Here is a 19,461-nt window from a genome sequence, read left to right as displayed (position 1 = left end):
TTAGGGTCCGAGGAGGTGTGTGCCACGCAGTGGGTCCGGACTATCGAGCTGACTCTGGAAGTCATCCGCCAATTCGCGACTGCGTTCAATACAGGTACGCCAATAATGTAGCCGCTCTTGCGGCGGAATGCGCGTAAAATCGCTGCGATCCGGAATTTTGCCATCGGGTAGCGAGGCTATGAAGTCATTGCTTGGACAAATAAGTATTAGGTTGTCTGCAGTAGGCGAGTGCTGGCGACGCCAAGGCAAAAACTTATCAAACCATCCCGTGGTCAGGTCACCACGAAAATGTGGATACAAAATCAGCGGCTGCTCGCTTAAGGCTGTGAGATCAAAATGGTAATCGATGATCCCGCCGTCCCAGTAGTGCCCCAGGGGTGCCTGAGGGATGTCTCGCTCTCCGGCGAGCAAAAAGGGAATGGAGCCGCTGGCGTGTAGGGCTAGCGGTACCGTGTCAGGTTGCAGCGTTACCTGGGTACTTTGGAAGTCATTAAAAGGCAGTGGCGGGGCACCTTCGCTGGTGAACATGACTCTTTGGAACTGCGACGCCAGCAATTCGCGATGTAAGCTGTTGGCTATGACAGCACAGCCCATTCCCAGGGCAAGTCCTGCGCGGTGGCAAGAGGAGTTCAGGCCTCGGCCTCGGGCAGTAACCACATAGCTATGCAGCAGTGGGTGATTAATGACTGAGTTGGCGCCGCTGTGGCCAAAAATGTGCCCCAGCATTGTGATGCTGGCGGCGCTGATTTCATGGATATCGGGCTGTTCGCTGTAATTCCAGTTCACGTAGATGTCTTCGAATCGATCCAGTGCGGCAGCCGGATCATCTTGCGCCAGACAGGCGTGTCTCCAGGAGCCGATGGAAGAGCCCACGGCCTGCAGGGCATCGGTCCTGTCCTGCATAAGAAAACGTCCAAAGAGCAGTCTGTCGAGCTGTCCCAGGATGAGCCACTTGGGGCCGCCAGAAGCGCCCAGTAACAGTGAGATATCGCGCCCAGACCAACCCTTATCTGCAATACGGCGAGCGGCATTGCGACCTAGATAGATACTGAGCGGACGCGCGCTCATAAAGGTTCCTCGGCAGCGGCGCTGCGCACGTCACCGGGGGTACTGCCAGTCCAGCGCCGGTAGGCGCGGCGGAAGTTGGAGGGGTCGTTAAATCCCAGTTGATAGGCAATGCTCGCGATGGGCAGCCGTCGCTCCCGAAGATAGCGTGTTGCGTGCTCCGCACGCACTTGGTCCAGTAGTTCCTGAAAGCCGATGTCTTCATCGGTCAGGCGCCGGCGATAGGTGCGAGGACTCATGTTCAGCATGGCGGCCATCTGGGGCATTTTCGGGTACTGGCCTTCCAGTTTTCTCAGCAGGTTCAAAGTTTGGTCGCCAATATCGGCGCTGTCACTCAGGTCTGCGAGGAGTCTCGCGCACTCGGCCTCATACAGTCGCCGCAGCGCGGGATTTGAGCTGGGCAGCGGGACGCGGAGTAACTCTGCCGGGAAGCTCCAAGCCGCCTGCTCACAGTCAAAGTGAAGATCATTGCCCAGTATCTCCTGATACACCGATAGATATGCAGGTTCCGGATAAGGGAACTCGAAGCGCAGGGGGAATTGGTTGTCGCCTAATAAGCCGCTCAGGGTGTTACGCATGGCTGCGGCGATGCACTCCAGTCCAAATGCCAGGGGAAGGTAGGCCTCCGTGTTGGGGCAGCTAATGATTAGCCGCTCACCTCCGTAGTGGAACTCGAGGACGAGATCTGGAGCCAGTAAGTGGTAGTAACGTTCAAACAGTAGAATCACTTCGGCGAGATTTCGGCAGGTCATAAAGGCCTGGCCTAGCACGGCATGCGCGCTCAGATTAAGTCGTCGGCCGAGGCGCAGACCCAGCGCTGGGTCGCCGGTAAGACGCAAGCTGTTATCGACAAGAGTCCGAAAATCGTCGTCTCTTACCCGGGCTCCAATCGCCTGCATACCCGCGTCTCCCAAAGAGCAGCCACGCAGTAGCTCTTCCTGAGGGACCCCTGCTTCTGCGGCGAGATCGATAAGGATGAGTGCGTAAGGTGCGGGTGTGCTGCTGCGCATACCTTTATTTGGCCACAAATGACCCTATTTTGACAAGAACCTACCTTGTTCACTTACTCGTTGTGAACCATATTAATCAACGTTCAATACATCCGGTCAGAGAGTTAATACTATGAAGATACAGTGGGAAGACCAGACGCCGCGCAAAATTCAGCAGTATGCAGGTGCAGATTATCCGCGGGAGAATCCTGATCTGGAAGATTTGTTAACCGATGCGCAGGTTGATCATATCGCTGAGATCTTTCAGACCCCGCTGACCGGGTCCTATAACTGGGATTACACGGTACAAGATGACCGGATCAAGAAGCTCTACGACCTTGGTAAGCAGTTGAACTGGGATCCCGAGATGGATATTGATTGGGATCGTCCCTGGCCGGAAGAAGTCCGCTCTCCGGAGCTCATGAATCTCCACGACTATGAGCCCTATCTCGCCATGGATGAAAAAACCAAGGACGAGTTTTGGCTGCACATGAACGCTTGGAGTCTGTCGCAGTTCTTGCACGGTGAGCAGGGTGCGCTGCTCGTGGCGTCCCAGCTATGCTCCTGCGCTCCGACGCTGAGTGCCAAGCTCTATGCTGGCTCACAGACCTTTGATGAAGCGCGGCACGTTGAGGTGTTTAACAAGTATCTGCAGAAACGTATTGGCTTGATGTACCCGATCAATACGCACTTAAAGAGCATCATCGACAAAATTCTGACCGATCCACGCTGGGACCTTAAGTTTATCGGCATGCAAATTGTGATCGAAGGACTGGCACTCTCGGCGTTCAATACTACCCGGGAGACCACGCCGGATCCGGTGCTCAAGGATGTGGTCTATTTGGTGACTCGCGACGAAGCGCGACACGTCACGTTTGGGGTGAACTATCTCGAAGACTTCCTGAAAACCCTGTCTCAGGAAGAGATTGAAGAGCGCGCTGAATTTGCCTATGAGGCCTGCGTGATCAGCCGGGAGCGGCTTGTGGCGACGGATGTGTTCCGTCACTTTGGCTGGGATGTAGAGGAGGCCCGCGAGAAGGTAATGGCGGGTTTTGTTATGTCTACATTTCGTAATCTCCTTTTTCAGCGAGTGATCCCCAACCTCAGTCGCATTGGTTTGCTCACCGATAAAATTCGACCTAAATTCGAGGAGTTGGGGATTCTTGAGTTTGAGAATCTAGCCACTGACGGCGATATCAACTGGAGTGCATTGGAGCGTCCTCTGGACACCGAAGAGGCGCAGTCGCATGAGCAGAGCATGCTGGCTGAGTTCCAGAAGGTGCATGAAGCCCAAGCGGACTCGACGTCCACTGCCTGAGCGTTGGCCGTAACTTAAAGATTGTTCTGAAGCCGGCGAAAGCCGGCTTTTTATTTTTTAGATACGGCTGCCGCTTATGTCGTGATACCAACGGTCGGTAAAGCGGGTTTTGGTATTGGTGGTGCCAGGGCCGCTGTTTACCGGTACGCGCCGGAACTTAGGCATAAATCAGGCAAAAAAAAGCCGGCTTTGACGCCGGCTTTTTCGCGCTATGGTGCTGCTGATGTTACGCAGCGAGCGCCTTGACCTGCGCATTCAGACGGCTCTTATGTCGTGCAGCCTTGTTTTTGTGGATGATGCCTTTGTCCGCCATGCGGTCAATAACAGGCACAGCCTTAGTGTAGGCTGCTTGAGCTTGCTCTACATCGCCACTTTTGACGGCGGCCAGAACGTTCTTGATATTGGTGCGAACGAGCGAACGGAGGCTGGCATTGTGTGATCGACGCTTCTCAGACTGACGTGCGCGCTTGCGTGCTTGGGGTGAGTTAGCCACTTAGGACTCCTCTAAATAATGAATCAAGTAAATAGAAATTTTTGGAGGACGGATTCTGCCGACTGCCCAGGCATCTGTCAATAGCCATGAAGCGGAGCCTGCGGCCGGCATTGAGCTTTGTAATCATCGGGTCAGAAAAAAGGAGGGTATAGCGTGGACGGTAAAGCGGCATTACAGGGCGTGTCAGAAGCAACTGCGGGGCGTCATCTGGGGCTTGCGGGGTCGCCCAACTTTCGGGATGCGGGTGGTTATGCAGGTGAAGGGGGGGTGATGGCTTGGGGGCGAGTGTTTCGTTCGGGGCATCTGGCCAACCTTTCGGACGCCGATCGGGAGCGCGTGGCGGCGTTGGAGCTGCGCCTGATCTTTGATCTTCGCCGAGAGGATGAGCGGCAAATGGAGCCTTCGTGGTTGCCTCAGGGCGTTACCGTGGTTGGCGCTAACATTACTCCGGGTAGCCAGCGTAGCGCCATCTATTCAGATTCCACGACATTGAGCGGCGCAGAGGGAATGTTCCAGTTTATGTGTGACATTAACCGCGAGTTTGTGGAATCTCAGACTGAGACCTACAAGGATATTTTTGCCCAGCTGTTGGCCAGTGATGCCCGGCGCGTGCTGTTTCACTGCTCTGCAGGTAAAGATCGTACGGGTTTTGCCGTTGCCGTTTTGCAGATGGCGCTGGGCGTGTCCCCAGAGGATATTGAGGCGGACTATCTATTGTCCCGCAACTACTACCTTCCTCAGGATCAACTACCTCGAGCGCGCAAAAAATACCCGGTAGATCATCTGAGCGATGCGGACTTGTTGCCAATGATGCAAACGGAGCTGGATTACCTGCACAGTGCTTTGGCCGCAATGGATCGTCTATACGGTGACAAGAGCAGGTATCTGAGCGACGGTCTGGGGCTGGGAGAGCAGGAGCGGCGCGAGTTGCGCCGCCGCTTTATGCTCCGGGAGTGACGCTGCTTAGAAGGCCGCCCACAGCATGAACAAGCCCGCAGCCGCCACGAGAAGGCTTTGTCCGGCTTTTTCCAGACGGAATAACCCGTAGGCGTAAGCGATAGGGGGTAGTAGCACCGCGAATATGCCCCAGGCGTAATCATCCTTCCAGGCTGCGATGAGCAGTAAGATCCAGCTCATCAGCAAGGTAGCAAGGCCGAAGGTCATGAGTGTTGCGCTTGTTGGTTCCATGGTGTCTCTCCGTTCACAAACCGCGCGCAAGAGTAGCAGAAGCATCGGCGTTCGTCAGCGTTTGCGCGTATTCGCTGGATGACGCCCAGAAGCTTTTTAGTTAAGGTGAGTCGCGTTTTTCTTGGAGCTCCAAGTGTCAGACCCTTTCGCCGCAATAAGACCCTACAACGATGGGGAGGTGCGGCCAACGATAAACCGCTTGTTAGGGTCCAAGGACTTCCTGAACGCCATGTTACGGCTACGATTTGGCGACTCCATACTCCCCTTTTCGGGGCTCTTGAGGCCTCTGGCGCGAATCTATCTTCGTCGGCAATTCGCTGGGGTGCAGGGCGTCGCTGACCTGCAGATGCGGGTTAAGGTCTACGTCGAGCGTCTCATCGAAGACAGTTCCGCAGGGCTGAGTGTTTCCGGGCTAGAGCATCTCGATCCTAAAAGCGCACATCTCTTTATCAGTAATCATCGCGATATTGCCATGGATCCTGCGCTGACTAGCTATGCCTTGCGCCGGGCGGGATATCAGACCTTGCGAATTGCCATAGGCGACAATCTCATTCGCGAGCAGTGGGTTGCCGATCTAATGCGACTCAATAAGAGTTTTGTAGTCAAGCGCTCGGTGAGTGGACCAAGGGAGTTGCTGGCCAACTCCAAGCTCCTTGCGCAATACATTCGCTTTTCCGTGCAAGACGACAAGGCCCCTATCTGGATTGCCCAGCGCGAAGGCCGTGCCAAGGACGGCCGGGATCGCACGGAAGCTGCAGTCATAAAAATGCTTTCTCTGAGTCGCGACAAGCAGAGCGAGAGTTTCGGTGACCACATTGCGTCTCTGCGGATAGTCCCGGTCGCTATCAGCTACGAATTGGACCCCTGTGATGCCATGAAGGCACTGGAATTGAGTCAGCGTGAGAGCACCGGCAGCTATAAAAAAACCGATCAGGAAGACGTCGCCTCGATTGGCCAGGGGATTTCCGGAGATAAAGGGCGCATACATGTGCATTTTGGGACGCCTTTAGGAAGTGGCCTTGGGTCGCCTGCAGAGGTTGCTGCGGCCATCGATACGCAGATTGTGAGCGCGTACCGCCTCCATCCGGTGAACGTTTGGGCCTATAAGCGCTTAGGCGGAGAAGCTGACTTGAGCGGCATTGACGTTGCTGAGGGGAGTTGCTCGAAAGCGGAATTCAACAGTCGTATTGATGCGCTTGCCGAATCAGAACGGCCTTTCGCTCTGGCTAGTTACGCCAATGCCCTGCGCAGCGTTTTGGAGCTTAAAAACCCCTCGTGAGTGTTCTTTCCCCGACGGATAAAGATGCAATCCGAGAAGCCTACACCGCGATTACGGAGGCTCGAGGACTGACTCCTCGCTGGGGGCAGCGCCAAATGATTGCGGAGGTCGCTAATACCTTGGCGCTGATCGCGCCTGCAATCGATAGTGGTGACGCCGTAGGATCCCCCATCGCTGTAATCGAGGCAGGCACGGGCACGGGTAAAACCATCGCTTATGCGATCCCCGCGCTGATCATGGCGCGGGCATTGAATAAGCGGCTGGTTATCGCGACGGCAACCGTGGCTTTGCAGGAACAACTGGTACACAAGGACCTTCCCGATATCAAAGCCGGTAGTGGGCTCGACTTTAGCTATGTCTTGGCCAAAGGCCGAAGGCGGTACCTCTGTCTTAGCCAGCTGGATCGACTCATGGCTCGTGAGTCCGGTGGAGGTCAAACCATGGGTCTTTATCCCGATGAGGTGGCTCCCGTGATCGCTCGAGACGCGCTGGAAAGCTACGGACTTATGCTGGATGCTCTCGGTCGCGGTGATTGGGATGGCGATCGGGATAACTGGTCAGCGCCCATTAACGACGCGGACTGGTTTCCGGTGACTGCCGATCAAGGGCAGTGCAGTGGCAGGCGCTGTCCAAACATTCGCAACTGCAGCTTTTATCGTGCCCGAGACGGCTTGCAAGAAGCAGACGTGGTGGTGACTAATCACGATCTTGTTTTGTCGGATCTGGCATTGGGTGGCGGCGCAATTCTGCCTGCTCCAGAAGACAGCATTTACATCTTTGATGAGGGGCATCATCTGCCCGACAAGGCGCTCAACCACTTTGCCTCTTTTTGCCGCTTGCCCTCTACTTTGTCCTGGCTTGGTGATAGCCGTAAAGCCCTCACTAAAGGTGCGCCACTGTTAACCGCTCTGCCGGGGCTCACGGCGGTTCTAGAGCCAATATCCGGCCTGTTTGACGATCTTCAGTTGCGTGTGCAGCAGATCGGCGAGCAGGCTGCGGTGCTTATGGCAGGGGCGGGAGACTTTGAAGAGCAACTCAGGTTTGAAGGGGGCGTGGTCCCTGTAGATCTTCAGCAGGCAGCTATAGCGCTCGCAAGCCAATGGTCGCGACTGACCGGACGGCTGATGACCCTCGATGCAGGTCTGGATGACGCTCTGGAAGACGAAGCCTTTGCATCGCAGAGGGATGAGCTTGAGGCCTGGCAAATGGCTGTAGGGGGCATGCTCGTGCGCGCAGAGGGCGTGCTATCACTATGGAAAGACTTTGCAGCGGACGCCGCCGAGGAGTCACCGCCTCGAGCACGCTGGCTTCGCCGCCGCGCGGACGATGAAGAAATGGCGATCGACTTTCACTGCAGTCATATTCTCGCCGCGGATATTCTTCGGGAGCAGTTGTGGGAGCGAGCGGCAGGGGTTGTGCTGACTTCCGCCACGATGACGGCGTTGGGGAGTTTTGATCGTTTTAGAGCGCGCTCTGGAGTGCCAGAGGATGGCCGCTACAAAATCGTGGTTAGTCCTTTTGATTACAGCCAGGCGACGCTGCATGTCCCTGCGATGAGCAGCGAGCCAAGCAACGCGCCCGAGCACACGGAAGAGTTGATTGCGCAGTTGCCGACGTTGCTGGATGCAAAGGAGGGTAGCCTGGTGTTGTTCTCATCCCGTCGGCAAATGAACGATGTCTACGATGGATTGCCGCGAGAGTGGCGTGATCGGATTCTTCGTCAGGATGATTTTAGTAAACAGGAGATTCTTCGCCGTCACCGGGAAACGATTGATGCCGGAGAGGGCGCTGTAATCTTTGGCTTGGCCAGCTTTGCTGAGGGCGTGGACTTACCCGGCAATTACTGTCAGCACGTAGTGATCGCAAAACTGCCCTTTGCAGTGCCGGACAACCCCGTAGACGCCGCGCTTGCCGAGTGGTTAGAAGCCCAGGGACGCAATGCGTTTATGGAGATCAGTGTGCCCGATGCCGCACTTAAGCTGGTGCAGGCCAGTGGCCGTCTGCTGCGCACCGAAAGTGATACCGGCCGGGTTACGCTCATGGATCGCCGCGTACTCACCCGTCGCTATGGACGGGCCATTCTGAGTTCGCTGCCGCCGTTTACTCGCAGACTTGATTAGGTCTAGTTTCGGGCGGGTTGGTGCCCGGGCGTTCCTCACTCCGCGTCGCGCGACCTATCCCGGCAACGGCGGAATACAGGGCTATGAGTCTAAGACTAAAACACAGGCAAAAAAAACCGGCGGGCTCGCGCGCCGCCGGTTCAATAATCGCTTGTGGGCGATTAGAAGTTGTAGGTCACCTCTGCACCGTAGGTCTGACCACGCATCAACGGTGAGAACGTTCCGCCGGCAGGTGCGCCAGCGATGGTTGCGGACAGCTGCGTGTCTCCACCATGCCTGACCGAGTCCAACATGTTGCGACCATAGAGTGAGAAGACCCAGCCGCCGTCGTTAGAGTAAAAGTCTACACCCGCGTCCAGGATCTCCTGCTCGTTGATGAAGCCCAGATTGTCATCGGTAAAGAAGACTTCATCGCGGTACGCGTAGTTGATGCGTGCAGATGCATAGCCCCAGCTACCGATTTCCATGTCGTAGTTGAACCCGAGGCTGTAGGTGACTTCTGGTGCGCGAGGCAGGCCGAGGGCCAATTCGTCACCATCAATAACGCCATCCTGAGTCAGGTCAAAGAATACGTCGTCATAGCTGGCATCGATGTAGCCAAAGGAAGCCAGCATCACGAGGTTGTCCGTCAGAGGGAAGGTGCCGTCGAGCTCAACACCCCAAAGCGTGGCATTGGCGCTGTTGCGGATGATCTGTACCACACCGGCATTGGGGTCAGCGAAGTTGATCTCACGCTGCATATCGTCAACCTGAGTGTAGAAGAACGCCGCGTTCAGGCGACCCCAGGATTGCTGTGACTTGTAGCCCAGCTCGAAGTTGTCCACCTGCTCTTCGTCAAAAGCCTCAGGTGTGAACGCCGGAGTGGTGTTACGGAGGTTGTAACCACCGGAGCGGAAGCCTCGTGACCAGTGACCATAGATCTGTGCCTCGTCTGTCAGTGCATAGCTTGCGCCGACTTTGGGTGACCAGGTCTGCCAGTCATCCTGACCATTGAAGTCAAAGGGACAGGAATCGAAACCCTCGCTGCGATCGACAAGGTTGCAGCGATTATCGACTAAGTAATTGATTTCTGGCGTGGCAATACCAAAGAACGCGTCCTCGATGCTTTGGTTCGCCGCCAGCGAGGCGATATCAGCGTATTTTTCTTCATCTGTGTAACGCAGGCCTGCGGTCAAGGTGAGTCGGTCGGTGATCTCGTAGTCCGCGGCGACAAACAGACCTAGGGTTTCAACGCCGTATAGACCGCCGCCGTCCTGGATAATCAGCGGAGCCTGATTCCCAAGCGCTGCACCGTTAAGATTACGACGCTCGTGATAGCTGAGATCGTTTTGGAACCAATAGGCACCGGTAGTGAAGTTCACGTTGCCAAACTGGCCGTTGTAGCGCAGTTCCAGGCTGTCCTGCTCGGTGTCCAGCCAGGCCGCCGAGTGGAATGCCCAGATTGGTTGTGCATCGATATCGCTGCCTGATTCGGAAGTGGAGTCTCTCCAGCCGTAAATCGCTGTGACAGTACCGTCACCGAGGCTGACTGCCTGATTGTATTCAACGGTTAAAAAGTCGGTTTCGATGTTCTGATAACCAATAAAATCGTTGCTGTTGCCAAATCCTTCGCGATCAAAGTTCAGTACCTGACCAGGCAGTCCTCGGCCATTGGTGTGCGACTGGGCCACGGCGCCGTCGCCGGAGATATCTGTGTATTCGTAGCGAATTACGAGCTCTGAAGAGTCAGTCGGTGTCCATACCAAGGTAGGTCGAATCATGGTTTGCTCAACGGCGCCCACATCCTCCTGGGTAACGCCATTAGGCTCGAAGGCATCGCGCTGGAAGTAACCTTCGTCTTCGTTGTAATAGGCCGTCAATTTCAAGCCCAGAGTGTCGGTCACGGGGCCGCCTATGGTGCCCATGGCGTAGTAGTTCAAGCCACCTTCTCCACCGCCGTCGACGGCAACGCGGGCGGTACCTTCAAATTCTTCGCCGGGCTTTTTGGTGTTCATCAAAACCGCGCCGCCGGTCACGTTACGACCAAAGAGTACGCCCTGGGGGCCGCGAAGAACTTCGATACTTTCCAGATCAAAGACGTCAAAGATAATGCCGTTGTTTACACCCAGATACACGCCGTTGACAAACACACCAACCGTGGGATCAATAGAGGGGATGGAGGCGCTGATACCCAGGCCACGAATAGAGAAGTTAGCGGTGCCGCGAGTCGTGCCTACGTCGTCCAGCGCTACGTTGGGCATGCCTACCGACAGGCTTGTCAGGTCCCGAATTTTGAGCGCTTCGATTTGATCGGAGTTAAATGCCGAAATCGAGAGCGGTACATCCTGCGAGCCTTCTTCGCGCTTCCGAGCGGTAACCACGACTTCCTCAAGGAGCGAGGCAGAGCCGATCCGGCGTTGGGGTTGTTCCTGAGCCTGGGTCATAGCTGATAGGGCACCGCCGGCTAACAAAGTTGCCAGTGCGGCGACCAGGGGTTTTTTCGATAAGCGCGGTGCAGCGTGTTTTATTGATTTCTGTGAACTCATGGGGCGCATCCTTTTTAGTATCTTGCGAGTATTTTTTTTAATTTTTGTGTGCTGTCTAAACGGACAGGCAAAAGCAAGGTGCAGCAAAGCCCGGGCTCAAAGAGCCTCGCGCGGAGTCGGGATTGAGCCTGTCTCGTATCTGCATCACGTTGCTGTGTAGTAGCTGTTATCGCTCTTATTGACTGTGTTGGGTTGGCCCAACTGCGTTGTTGAATTTTAACGGTTTCACGACGGGCTTGCCATATTAAAACACCAATAAAGTGATGGCTTAGTGAATGTTTTATATGAAAAATTTCTGGCGAGGGACGCATGAATGTGCTTAATGCACGATGCGGCCTCGGCTGTTTAAGTTGCGCTGTCCGGCTCGCAGCTAGTGTGCAATCAATATTGTGCCGGAGGCTGCGAGTTAAGGCAGGAAGAAGCGGATCCTATGCATCGCGGAGAATGGCGACGGCGCGAGTCCAGCCCGCAGATGCGCCTTTGATTTTCACCGGGAAACAAGAGATCTCAAAGCCATGGTCTGGGAGTACCTCGAGTTGATGCAGTTTTTCCATTTGGAAATACCCAATATCGCGTCCAGCCTTGTGGCCTTCCCAGATAATCGATGGATCTTTTGACTCGGCAAACTTCCGTGCGGTGTGTAAAAACGGCGCGTCCCAGGACCAAGCATCTGTGCCCACAACACGTACGCCTCGCTCAGTCAGATAGAGCGTCGCTTCGCGACCCATACCGCAGCCGCGGTGGATATAGTCCGGATCGCCGTAGGCGGTGCCGGCACTGGTGTTAACTACAACGATGTCCAGCGGCTGCAGTTCATAGTTCATGCGCGCGAGCTCCGACTCTACATCTGCGGCCGTTGCGACGTAGCCGTCTTCAAAGTGTCTAAAGTCCAGCTTCAAGCCGGCTCTAAAGCACCAGTCCAAGGGGGCCTGGTCGATAGTCCAGGCTGGATCACCGCCATCCATGGTCGAGTGGTAATGCCAGGGCGCGTCCATGTGGGTGCCGTTGTGCGTGTTGAGTTGGACCTCTTCTACGGCCCAGGCTTCGCCATCGGGCAGATCACTTTTCTCAAGCCCCGGAAAAAACGACATGAGCTGGTCGTGGGTGTCATCATGACGATGGTAGGTGACCTTTGGTCGAAAGGGCTCGGGATCCGAGGCCACGTCGTTCTCTATGGGTATAGAGAGATCGACGATGCGCCGTTTGGGATTCTTGAGAAGCTCGGCAGTCTGCATCGCTGGATCAGTACTCATCGCTGTTCTCCGCCTTGGATCAATAGTGCTTGTTGACTGAATGAACGACTTAGTGAATGAGTCGGTAGACACGGCGGGCCGTGCCTGCAAACAGCGCGTCTTTCTCATCGGCAGAAAAATCCGCCGCCAGCTTCTTCATCGCGTTGTAGTACACCGCATAGGACAGGGACAGTCGATCCACGGGAAAGTTACTTTCGAACATGCAGCGTGACGGCCCGAAACAGTCCAGCGCATGCTTGTACCATCGACCTTGCGCGTCTAGCAGCTCGTCTGATGTCGGTGGCCGCTCGGCCAGATGCCAGCCAAAGCCATTGTCGGGCATGGCGAGGCCCCCCAGCTTAAGAAAAACGTTAGGGCAGCTGCTTAGCTCACGCATCTCATCCTTCCAGCTATCGAATATCGCGTCGTGTTGCCCCGCAAAGCTACCCACACCCAGCGGCGTGCTGAAGTGATCGAGGATCATTGTGGTATCCGGACAAGCTTTGGCGAGGGCAATGTAGTCACCCAGTTGGTAATGGTAATGCCAGGTATCGTAGGACAGGCCCCGTTCGCCGAGGCGCCGCACGCCCGCTTGAAACTCGGGCAGCAAGTAAAGATCGCCGGGGGCAGCTCCGGGAATGAGCAGGCTCTCTCGATCTTCTTCTCGGGCGCTGGCGCCAGCATGGCGTATGCCCTTAAAAAAATCACCGGCAAGCGCAATATGCTGGTCGAGGGTGGCATCGAGCGTGCTGGTGTCGCGAAGATCAATATGACCCACCATGCCGAGAATGGGAGCACCAAGATTGAGCGCCTTGATTCGCGCGGCCTGTGCCAGCACGTACTCGGTTTCGCCCAGGGGCTTTTCCTGTTCGGGTCCGTCTTCCCGGTAACAGGTACCGCATTCTATAAACAGGGTGCCGATAACCTTGTGGCCCGCGCTTGTGTCCAGAGCCAGCTCGTCGACGTTGTAGATGTCGCCCATCATGTCCGGCCAAAGGTGGTGATGAGGATCAATGATGGCCTGCTCGGGATCGATAATGGCCTCATCTACCTGCGCTAGCCATGCGGGGTGGTCTTCGTGAAACAAATCCATGCCGGTCTCCTTATGGTTCTTTTTTTGGCTTTTGGAGTCATCGTGGCTAAGGTCAAGACACAACGAAAAACGGCCTCATAGTAGAGGCCGTTCAATATCTTGCAAGGGTGTCAGTTGCTTAGAGCGGGAATCAGATCCGTTCGAGAACCGTCGTGATGCCCTGACCCAGACCGATACACATAGTGGATATACCGAGTGTCTGATCCCGGTCCTGCATGACCGTGAGCAAAGAACCCGTGATACGCGTGCCGGAGCAGCCAAAGGGGTGTCCGAGGGCGATAGCGCCGCCGTGAACATTCACTTTGTCTTCCATGTCGTCAAGGAGCTCAAGATCCTTGAGTACTGGCAGTGCTTGTGCGGCAAAGGCCTCGTTTAGCTCAACCATCTCGATGTCCTGCATCGTCAAGCCCAGCTTCTTCAGCGCTTTTTGCGTAGAAGGAACCGGGCCGTAACCCATGATGGATGGATCTACGCCCGCTGTAGTCATGGCGTTGATCTTTGCGATGGGCTTAAAGCCCAGCGCTTGCGCTTTTTCGTAAGACATCACGAGCATTGCCGAGGCGCCATCCGAAATCTGAGAGGACTGACCGGCGGTGACCGTACCACCTTGAGGGTTAAAGGCCGGTGGCAACTGCGCCAGACTTTCCATGGTCGTTTCGGGACGGATGGTCTCATCGCGCTCCACGGCGATGAGGCCGCCTTGAGCGTCATGCCCTTCTACGGGAATGATTTCCCGGGCAAATTTGCCCGCTTCGGTGGCCTGGTGAGCCAACTGGTGTGAGCGAACGCCCATCTTGTCCTGATCTTCGCGGCTAACACCGTGCATCAGAGCCAGATATTCGGCGGTCATGCCCATCATGCCGGCAGCCTTAGCCACGTTAAGACCCATGCGGGGATTCACGTCCACATCATCCATCATGGGCAGGTGGCCCAGATGCTCCACACCACCCACCAGGTAGACATCACCCAGACCCGCCATAATGCTCGCCGCTGCGGTGTGCAGCGCAGACATAGATGACCCACACAGCCGGTTAACGGTCTGTGCAGGAATGGTGAACGGCAGTTGTGCGCCCAGTACGAGCATGCGAGCCAGGTTCATGCCCTGCTCACCGCGCTGAAGTACGCAGCCCCAGATCAGGTCGTCGATCTCGGCAGGATCCAGCTTTTGGTTACGAGCCAGAAGGCCCTTGATGACCGCGACGGACAAATCGTCCGCGCGAACGTTGCGAAAACAGCCATTCTTCGATCGGCCCATGGCGCTGCGGGCGTAGTCGACGATGACCGCGTCTCTTGGATTAACACTCATCTCAATATTCTCCCTGTGCGCTTAGTAGTAAGTCTCGCCGGCGGCGAGTTTGGCGCGCATACCGTCGGTCAGTTCATAGGCTTTGCCAAGGTGGGCAAACTTTTCGGACTGCTGTGCAATGTGTGCAAGACCGACGGAATCCATCCAGCGGAATACACCGCCGCGAAAGGGTGGAAAGCCGATACCGTACAGCAGCGCCAGATCTGCTTCGGCGGCGGAGCCGACGATGCCTTCTTCGACGCAGCGAGCCAGCTCTGTGCACATGGGGAGCATCATTCGCGAGATGATTTCGTCGCGCTCAAATTCCTTTCGTTCTGCCGTGATGGGTGCGATCAGTTCGTAGGTCTCCTGGGAGACGGTTTTCTTGGGCTTGCCACGCTTGTCCATGACGTACTCGTAAAAGCCCTTGCCGTTCTTCTGACCAAGGCGATTATTCTCGAACATTGTTTCGGTAGCCGTTTTGAAATCCATCTTCATGCGGTCCGGGAAGCCTTCGGCCATAACGCCGGCAGCGTGGACACCGGTGTCGATGCCAACCACGTCAGACAGGTAAGCAGGACCCATGGGCCAGCCCCAGCGCTCCATGACCTTGTCTACAGCCTGGAAGTCCGCGCCATCGCGAACCAGTTTTGAGAAGCCGTCGAAGTAGGGGAAAAGCACACGATTCACGAGAAATCCTGGGCAGTCGTTCACTACGACGGCTTTTTTGCCCATGCGGTTTGCATAGGCCACGGTGCGAGCGATAGCGGTATCGGAGGTCTTCGCACCGCGAATCACCTCAACCAGCGGCATGGCATGGACGGGGTTAAAGAAGTGCATGCCACAGAAGTTCTCGGGACGCTCTAGGGCTTCGGCAAGAAAATCGATAGAAATCGTTGAGGTATTAGAGGCCAGCACGGTATCGGGACCGATGTGCTTTTCGGCCTCTGCCAGTACCGCGTGCTTCACCTTGGGGTTTTCCACCACGGCTTCGACCACGATATCGACGGAATCAAAGCCTTCGTAGGTGAGGGTGGGGTCGATGTTGTTAAGCACTTCACCCATCTTTTCGGCAGTCATGCGATCCCGGGACACCCGCTTGGCCAACAGTTTGTTCGCTTCAGCCAGACCCAGATCCAGGCCGGCTTGCGCGATGTCCTTCATTTTGATGGGCACGCCTTTGAGCGAGCTCTGGTAGGCGATACCGCCACCCATGATGCCTGCTCCAAGGACGGCAGCGCGGGCGATGGGCTTGTCGGCTTTTTTCTCCCAGCCTTTGGCGGTCTTCGCCAGCAGCTGGTCGTTGAGGAACAAACCCACCATGGCGGCGGCAACATCAGTCTTGGCCAGTTCGGCAAAGCCGGCGCTCTCTACTTTCAGCGCGTCTTCCAAGCCCATGCCACGTGCGGCTTCGATGACTTCTACGACCTTAATAGGGGCAGGATAATTTTTGCCAGCTTGCTGGGCAATCATCGACTTGATGGTGAAGAAAGCCATCATCGCTTCGGTGTCGTTAAGAGGTAGAGGCGAGCTCTTGGCGCTGCGCCTGGCTTCGATGTTCAGTTTGCCGGCGATAGCTGATTCCAGCGTGGTCATCGCCACATCATGAAGCTGCTCCGGAGCGGCGATAGCGTCAACAGCGCCTGCTTTAATCGCAGCTTCAGCGCTGTGCTCCTTGCCGGTCGCTATCCACATAACGGCTTCGTCGACACCGATGATGCGTGGCAAACGAACCGTGCCACCCCAGCCGGGAAGGATGCCCAGCTTGGTCTCGGGCAAACCGACTTTGGCTGCGGTGCTCATGACACGCAGGTCGCAGGCAAGGCAGATCTCTAATCCGCCGCCCATGGCGAAGCCATTAATAACGGCAACGGTGGGGAAGGGCAGATTCTGCAGACGGTTGAAGTTAGCGTTCTGGCCGCCAGAAAAGGCTTGAATCTCTTCTACCGTGGCATCAAACATCGCCGTGAATTCAGTGATATCCGCGCCGACGATAAATACGCGTTTGCCGCTGGTGACCAGTAGACCACGGACATCTGACTCTTTATCAAGAGCATCCAGTGTCTCGGTAAGACACTGCACCGTGAGTTGGTTAAATTTATTGACTGATTCGCCCTTGAGGTCGAATTGCATCTCGAGTATGCCGTTGTCGTGACGGCGGAGCGTAATCGCATCGCTCTGGTAGATCATGGCGTGATTCCTGTGGTGAGCGCCTGCATGTGCAGGCCTTTGTCGGTCGCTTGTGACATATCTGTAACACACGGATTCTAAGACCGCAGCTTGTTCGAAAAGTTACCTGCTGTTGCCAGGTCGGACCGGATTGTAGGCTGCGTATGATCCTCTTGCATGTGTTCACTGTCAATATAAGCAGCCCCGCACTGGAGCCGCGTAGGGGCGGTTTTACTGATCAGTTCGCCTGGCTTGTTTATGCTCACGGACATGCAGTCCGATATCTATGCTGGTCTTGAGCCCCACGAGAACGATTAGCAGGAACAAGGGCTGGCCAAGGGACATGATGGCAAAGCCCCCGGCGATGATGGTCACGTGGAGTATCACGATGCGTTTGTAGGGCGCTGCCATCAAGCCATTGACCGTCGCTGAAGCCCGCTCGTCGCCGATCAAAAAGTTACTGACAAACGAGTATCCGTGGCTAATGAGCAGGCCAACGAAGGCGATGAACCACTCAGTGGGAGCCAGGGCAAACACTTGCTCTATAACATCAAGGAGCATTTGCAGGAATACTAAAAACAGCGGCCAGGGCGGATCGTCACCAAAAGCCGGAGGGACGTCGAACAGAAGGCTGAGGATGAAAAATCCGTGCACGGCGCAGAACGCACCGTAATGGAGAAGGAAAAACAGCGATGGGAAAACGGCGGTGAGACCGCCAACGCTGGCCATCTTGAGAATGTTGTAGGCGCCGAGAACGAGGTTTTCTGACCAGTAGAGAATGATGAGCGCGCCCACGTCCCAGTCAAAGAACAGCACGCCCAGAAGTGGGAGCAGATTGACCGCGGTGAGTAGAGCGAGATTGAGTCGCCTGCGGCGACCCTGATAGATAGGAGTCTGCTGTTCGCTGAGGGTCGGGTCGCTCTGGGGACTCATGCTTGGCATGGAGGCGCCCCGCCTGTGTTAGCTATCAGGGCATAGCTTGTCAGCTCCTGCCCTGTTTTAAAGAGTGTTGCTTAGTGCAATGTTCGTCCGGGGCGCATGGCTTCACTGACTTCCCTGTCTTCGGTGACCTCTTGTTCTTGCACGAAGTGCCGGAGCCTGCCCACTACGCTAGTCATGACATCAATCGTCTGACTGATCTGATCCAGAGCCATGAGAATGGTCTCGTTATCATTGCGGTCTTGTTCTTGTTCTTGTTCTAGCTCTGATTCTTGTTGATCGTCTTTCATGTCATATCTCGCAGTGAACTGCTGGAATGATTCAAAGAGGCTGCCGGCGTGTGCCGCCGACAGCCATGCTCGCACTCAATCCCAAGACAGGGCGCCACCCGTCTGATACTCGATTACCCGTGTTTCGAAGAAGTTCTTCTCTTTGCGCAGGTCCATGATCTCGCTCATCCACGGGAAGGGGTTTTGAGCACCAGGGAACTGCTCCGGAAGCCCAATCTGCGAGAGTCGGCGATTGGCGATGAACTGGAGATACTCCTCCATCATTGCCGCATTCATGCCCAATACGCCGCGGGGCATGGTGTCTCGGGCGTATTCGATCTCAAGCTGCGTGCCTTCCAGAATCATTAGAATGGCTTCTTGCTTGAACTCTTCTGTCCAGAGATGCGGATTCTCGAGCTTAATCTGGTTGATTACATCGATGCCGAAGTTCAGGTGCATGGACTCGTCACGCAGGATGTACTGGAATTGCTCGGCAACGCCGGTCATCTTGTTGCGTCGACCCATAGAGAGAATCTGTGTGAACCCGCAGTAGAAGAAGATGCCTTCGGTGACTGCATAAAAGCCAATGAGGTTTCGCAGCAGCGTCTGATCCGACTCCGTGGTCCCTGTGTTGAAGTTAGGGTCTGACAACTCATGGGTCTTGCTCAGGCTCCAGGCGGCTTTTTTAGCGACCGAGGGTACTTCGCGGTACATGTTAAAGACTGCGCCTTCGTCCATGCCCAGAGATTCGATGCAGTACTGGTAAGCGTGCGTGTGGATGGCTTCTTCAAAGGCCTGACGCAGCAGGTACTGCCGGCACTCGGGGTTGGTGATCAGACGATACACCGCGAGCACTAAGTTGTTGGCTACCAGCGAGTCTGCGGTAGAGAAGTAGCCCAGGCTACGCTCGATAATACGACGCTCATCATCCGTAAGCCCTTCAGGGTTTTTCCAGGTGGCCACATCGGCGGTCATGTTGACTTCCTGTGGCATCCAGTGGTTCGCACAGCCGTCGAGATACTTCTGCCACGCCCAGTCGTATTTGAACGGCACGAGCTGATTAAGGTCTGCTCGGCAGTTGATCATGGCCTTTTCATCAATAGATACGCGCGACGCGCCCATTTCCAGCTCTTCCAGGCCTGCCGCGAGATCCAGACTGCGCAGCGCCTCTGCGGCAGCATCAATATTTGCTTTGGCTTCTGGCGTCAGTTCTACCTCGCCGGCCGGAGCAGCTTGAGTCGCTACAACGGGAGCCTCGACTGCGGTTTCAACAGGTGCGCTTACCACCGCAGCTTGCGCTGCCTCGGCTGCTTCTGCTGCTTTAATCTCTGCGAGATTTGCTGCCACCGCTTCTGCCATGGCAGTGTTGCCACTGTCTTCAGCGTGGTAATCATCCCAATTCAACATGAGGTCACTCCTTCTCGTATAACCGTTATATGGCCGCCCCCACAGCGACCACGGTTGTTCTATTTAGCGGGTACCGCAACTCGGCGCGTA

Annotated in this window: 16 protein-coding genes; 4 read left to right on the top strand and 12 right to left on the bottom strand. The window is 55.7% G+C overall.

Going from position 1 to position 19,461, the window contains the following annotated elements:
* Both ACI9KD_RS01980 and ACI9KD_RS01975 read right to left on the bottom strand, forming a co-directional pair.
* Positions 1-1,068: a patatin-like phospholipase family protein gene (locus tag ACI9KD_RS01980; protein WP_414979463.1), complete on the bottom strand. Its 1,068-nt coding sequence runs from the start codon at positions 1,066-1,068 to the stop codon at positions 1-3.
* Positions 1,065-2,075, bottom strand: a complete 1,011-nt coding sequence (locus tag ACI9KD_RS01975) for an AraC family transcriptional regulator (RefSeq protein ID WP_414979462.1) — start codon at positions 2,073-2,075, stop codon at positions 1,065-1,067. The genes ACI9KD_RS01980 and ACI9KD_RS01975 overlap by 4 nt, the downstream gene beginning before the upstream one ends.
* A gap of 112 nt (positions 2,076-2,187) precedes the next feature.
* Here ACI9KD_RS01975 and ACI9KD_RS01970 point away from each other — a divergent pair, with 112 nt between their 5' ends.
* Entirely contained in the window at positions 2,188-3,372 is a 1,185-nt protein-coding gene (locus ACI9KD_RS01970) for a ferritin-like domain-containing protein (RefSeq protein ID WP_414979461.1), read from the top strand.
* Between the two features lie 226 nt (positions 3,373-3,598).
* Here the strand turns inward: ACI9KD_RS01970 and rpsT are convergent, their stop codons facing one another.
* On the bottom strand, positions 3,599-3,865 hold the full coding sequence (gene rpsT / locus ACI9KD_RS01965; RefSeq protein ID WP_414979460.1) for a 30S ribosomal protein S20: 267 nt from the start codon (positions 3,863-3,865) through the stop codon (positions 3,599-3,601).
* Positions 3,866-4,018: 153 nt separating this feature from the next.
* On the opposite strand from rpsT, the gene ACI9KD_RS01960 reads away from it, so the two are divergent.
* On the top strand, positions 4,019-4,822 hold the full coding sequence (locus tag ACI9KD_RS01960; RefSeq protein WP_414979459.1) for a tyrosine-protein phosphatase: 804 nt from the start codon (positions 4,019-4,021) through the stop codon (positions 4,820-4,822).
* Between the two features lie 6 nt (positions 4,823-4,828).
* Here ACI9KD_RS01960 and ACI9KD_RS01955 read toward each other — a convergent pair whose 3' ends face one another.
* Complete coding sequence (locus tag ACI9KD_RS01955; RefSeq protein ID WP_414979458.1) at positions 4,829-5,053, bottom strand: hypothetical protein; 225 nt, start codon at positions 5,051-5,053, stop codon at positions 4,829-4,831.
* Between the two features lie 133 nt (positions 5,054-5,186).
* Here ACI9KD_RS01955 and ACI9KD_RS01950 point away from each other — a divergent pair, with 133 nt between their 5' ends.
* Together ACI9KD_RS01950 and dinG are read left to right on the top strand one after the other, a co-directional pair.
* Positions 5,187-6,332, top strand: a complete 1,146-nt coding sequence (locus ACI9KD_RS01950) for a 1-acyl-sn-glycerol-3-phosphate acyltransferase (RefSeq protein WP_414979457.1) — start codon at positions 5,187-5,189, stop codon at positions 6,330-6,332.
* Complete coding sequence (dinG, locus tag ACI9KD_RS01945; protein ID WP_414979456.1) at positions 6,329-8,452, top strand: ATP-dependent DNA helicase DinG; 2,124 nt, start codon at positions 6,329-6,331, stop codon at positions 8,450-8,452. Before ACI9KD_RS01950 ends, dinG begins: the two co-directional genes overlap by 4 nt.
* Before the next feature lie 161 nt (positions 8,453-8,613).
* Here dinG and ACI9KD_RS01940 read toward each other — a convergent pair whose 3' ends face one another.
* The 8 genes from ACI9KD_RS01940 to ACI9KD_RS01905 all read right to left on the bottom strand — a co-directional run bounded on the left by ACI9KD_RS01940 (position 8,614) and on the right by ACI9KD_RS01905 (position 19,371).
* Complete coding sequence (locus ACI9KD_RS01940) at positions 8,614-10,977, bottom strand: TonB-dependent receptor (RefSeq protein WP_414979455.1); 2,364 nt, start codon at positions 10,975-10,977, stop codon at positions 8,614-8,616.
* A 428-nt stretch (positions 10,978-11,405) separates the two neighbouring features.
* Entirely contained in the window at positions 11,406-12,230 is an 825-nt protein-coding gene (locus ACI9KD_RS01935) for a cyclase family protein (RefSeq protein WP_414979454.1), read from the bottom strand.
* A 49-nt stretch (positions 12,231-12,279) separates the two neighbouring features.
* A complete protein-coding gene (locus ACI9KD_RS01930; protein WP_414979453.1) occupies positions 12,280-13,302 on the bottom strand; it encodes an amidohydrolase family protein in 1,023 nt (340 codons plus the stop codon).
* Positions 13,303-13,432: 130 nt separating this feature from the next.
* Complete coding sequence (fadA, locus tag ACI9KD_RS01925; protein WP_414979452.1) at positions 13,433-14,608, bottom strand: acetyl-CoA C-acyltransferase FadA; 1,176 nt, start codon at positions 14,606-14,608, stop codon at positions 13,433-13,435.
* Between the two features lie 21 nt (positions 14,609-14,629).
* The gene (gene fadB, locus ACI9KD_RS01920) at positions 14,630-16,777 is read right to left on the bottom strand and encodes a fatty acid oxidation complex subunit alpha FadB (protein WP_414979451.1); all 2,148 of its coding nucleotides are present in this window, start codon (positions 16,775-16,777) and stop codon (positions 14,630-14,632) included.
* A 210-nt stretch (positions 16,778-16,987) separates the two neighbouring features.
* Positions 16,988-17,698: a DUF6498-containing protein gene (locus ACI9KD_RS01915; RefSeq protein ID WP_414979450.1), complete on the bottom strand. Its 711-nt coding sequence runs from the start codon at positions 17,696-17,698 to the stop codon at positions 16,988-16,990.
* Between the two features lie 71 nt (positions 17,699-17,769).
* A complete protein-coding gene (locus tag ACI9KD_RS01910) occupies positions 17,770-17,985 on the bottom strand; it encodes a hypothetical protein (protein WP_414979449.1) in 216 nt (71 codons plus the stop codon).
* Positions 17,986-18,060: 75 nt separating this feature from the next.
* Positions 18,061-19,371: a ribonucleotide-diphosphate reductase subunit beta gene (locus ACI9KD_RS01905; protein WP_414979448.1), complete on the bottom strand. Its 1,311-nt coding sequence runs from the start codon at positions 19,369-19,371 to the stop codon at positions 18,061-18,063.
* Between the last annotated feature and the right edge of the window lie 90 nt (positions 19,372-19,461).

The sequence above is a fragment of the Congregibacter sp. genome (genome assembly GCF_047617445.1).
Lineage (GTDB): Bacteria > Pseudomonadota > Gammaproteobacteria > Pseudomonadales > Halieaceae > Congregibacter.
This window is presented reverse-complemented; position numbering and strand designations above follow the sequence as displayed.

Excerpts from the sequence above, each read along its gene's own strand:
- ACI9KD_RS01980 (WP_414979463.1), bottom strand. The coding sequence starts at position 1,068 with ATGAGCGCGCGTCCGCTCAGTATCTATCTAGGTCGCAATGCCGCTCGC.
- ACI9KD_RS01975 (WP_414979462.1), bottom strand. The coding sequence starts at position 2,075 with ATGCGCAGCAGCACACCCGCACCTTACGCACTCATCCTTATCGATCTC.
- ACI9KD_RS01970 (WP_414979461.1), top strand. The coding sequence starts at position 2,188 with ATGAAGATACAGTGGGAAGACCAGACGCCGCGCAAAATTCAGCAGTAT.
- ACI9KD_RS01955 (WP_414979458.1), bottom strand. The coding sequence starts at position 5,053 with ATGGAACCAACAAGCGCAACACTCATGACCTTCGGCCTTGCTACCTTG.
- ACI9KD_RS01940 (WP_414979455.1), bottom strand. The coding sequence starts at position 10,977 with ATGAGTTCACAGAAATCAATAAAACACGCTGCACCGCGCTTATCGAAA.
- ACI9KD_RS01935 (WP_414979454.1), bottom strand. The coding sequence starts at position 12,230 with ATGAGTACTGATCCAGCGATGCAGACTGCCGAGCTTCTCAAGAATCCC.
- ACI9KD_RS01930 (WP_414979453.1), bottom strand. The coding sequence starts at position 13,302 with ATGGATTTGTTTCACGAAGACCACCCCGCATGGCTAGCGCAGGTAGAT.
- fadA (WP_414979452.1), bottom strand. The coding sequence starts at position 14,608 with ATGAGTGTTAATCCAAGAGACGCGGTCATCGTCGACTACGCCCGCAGC.
- fadB (WP_414979451.1), bottom strand. The coding sequence starts at position 16,777 with ATGATCTACCAGAGCGATGCGATTACGCTCCGCCGTCACGACAACGGC.
- ACI9KD_RS01915 (WP_414979450.1), bottom strand. The coding sequence starts at position 17,698 with ATGCCAAGCATGAGTCCCCAGAGCGACCCGACCCTCAGCGAACAGCAG.
- ACI9KD_RS01910 (WP_414979449.1), bottom strand. The coding sequence starts at position 17,985 with ATGAAAGACGATCAACAAGAATCAGAGCTAGAACAAGAACAAGAACAA.
- ACI9KD_RS01905 (WP_414979448.1), bottom strand. The coding sequence starts at position 19,371 with ATGTTGAATTGGGATGATTACCACGCTGAAGACAGTGGCAACACTGCC.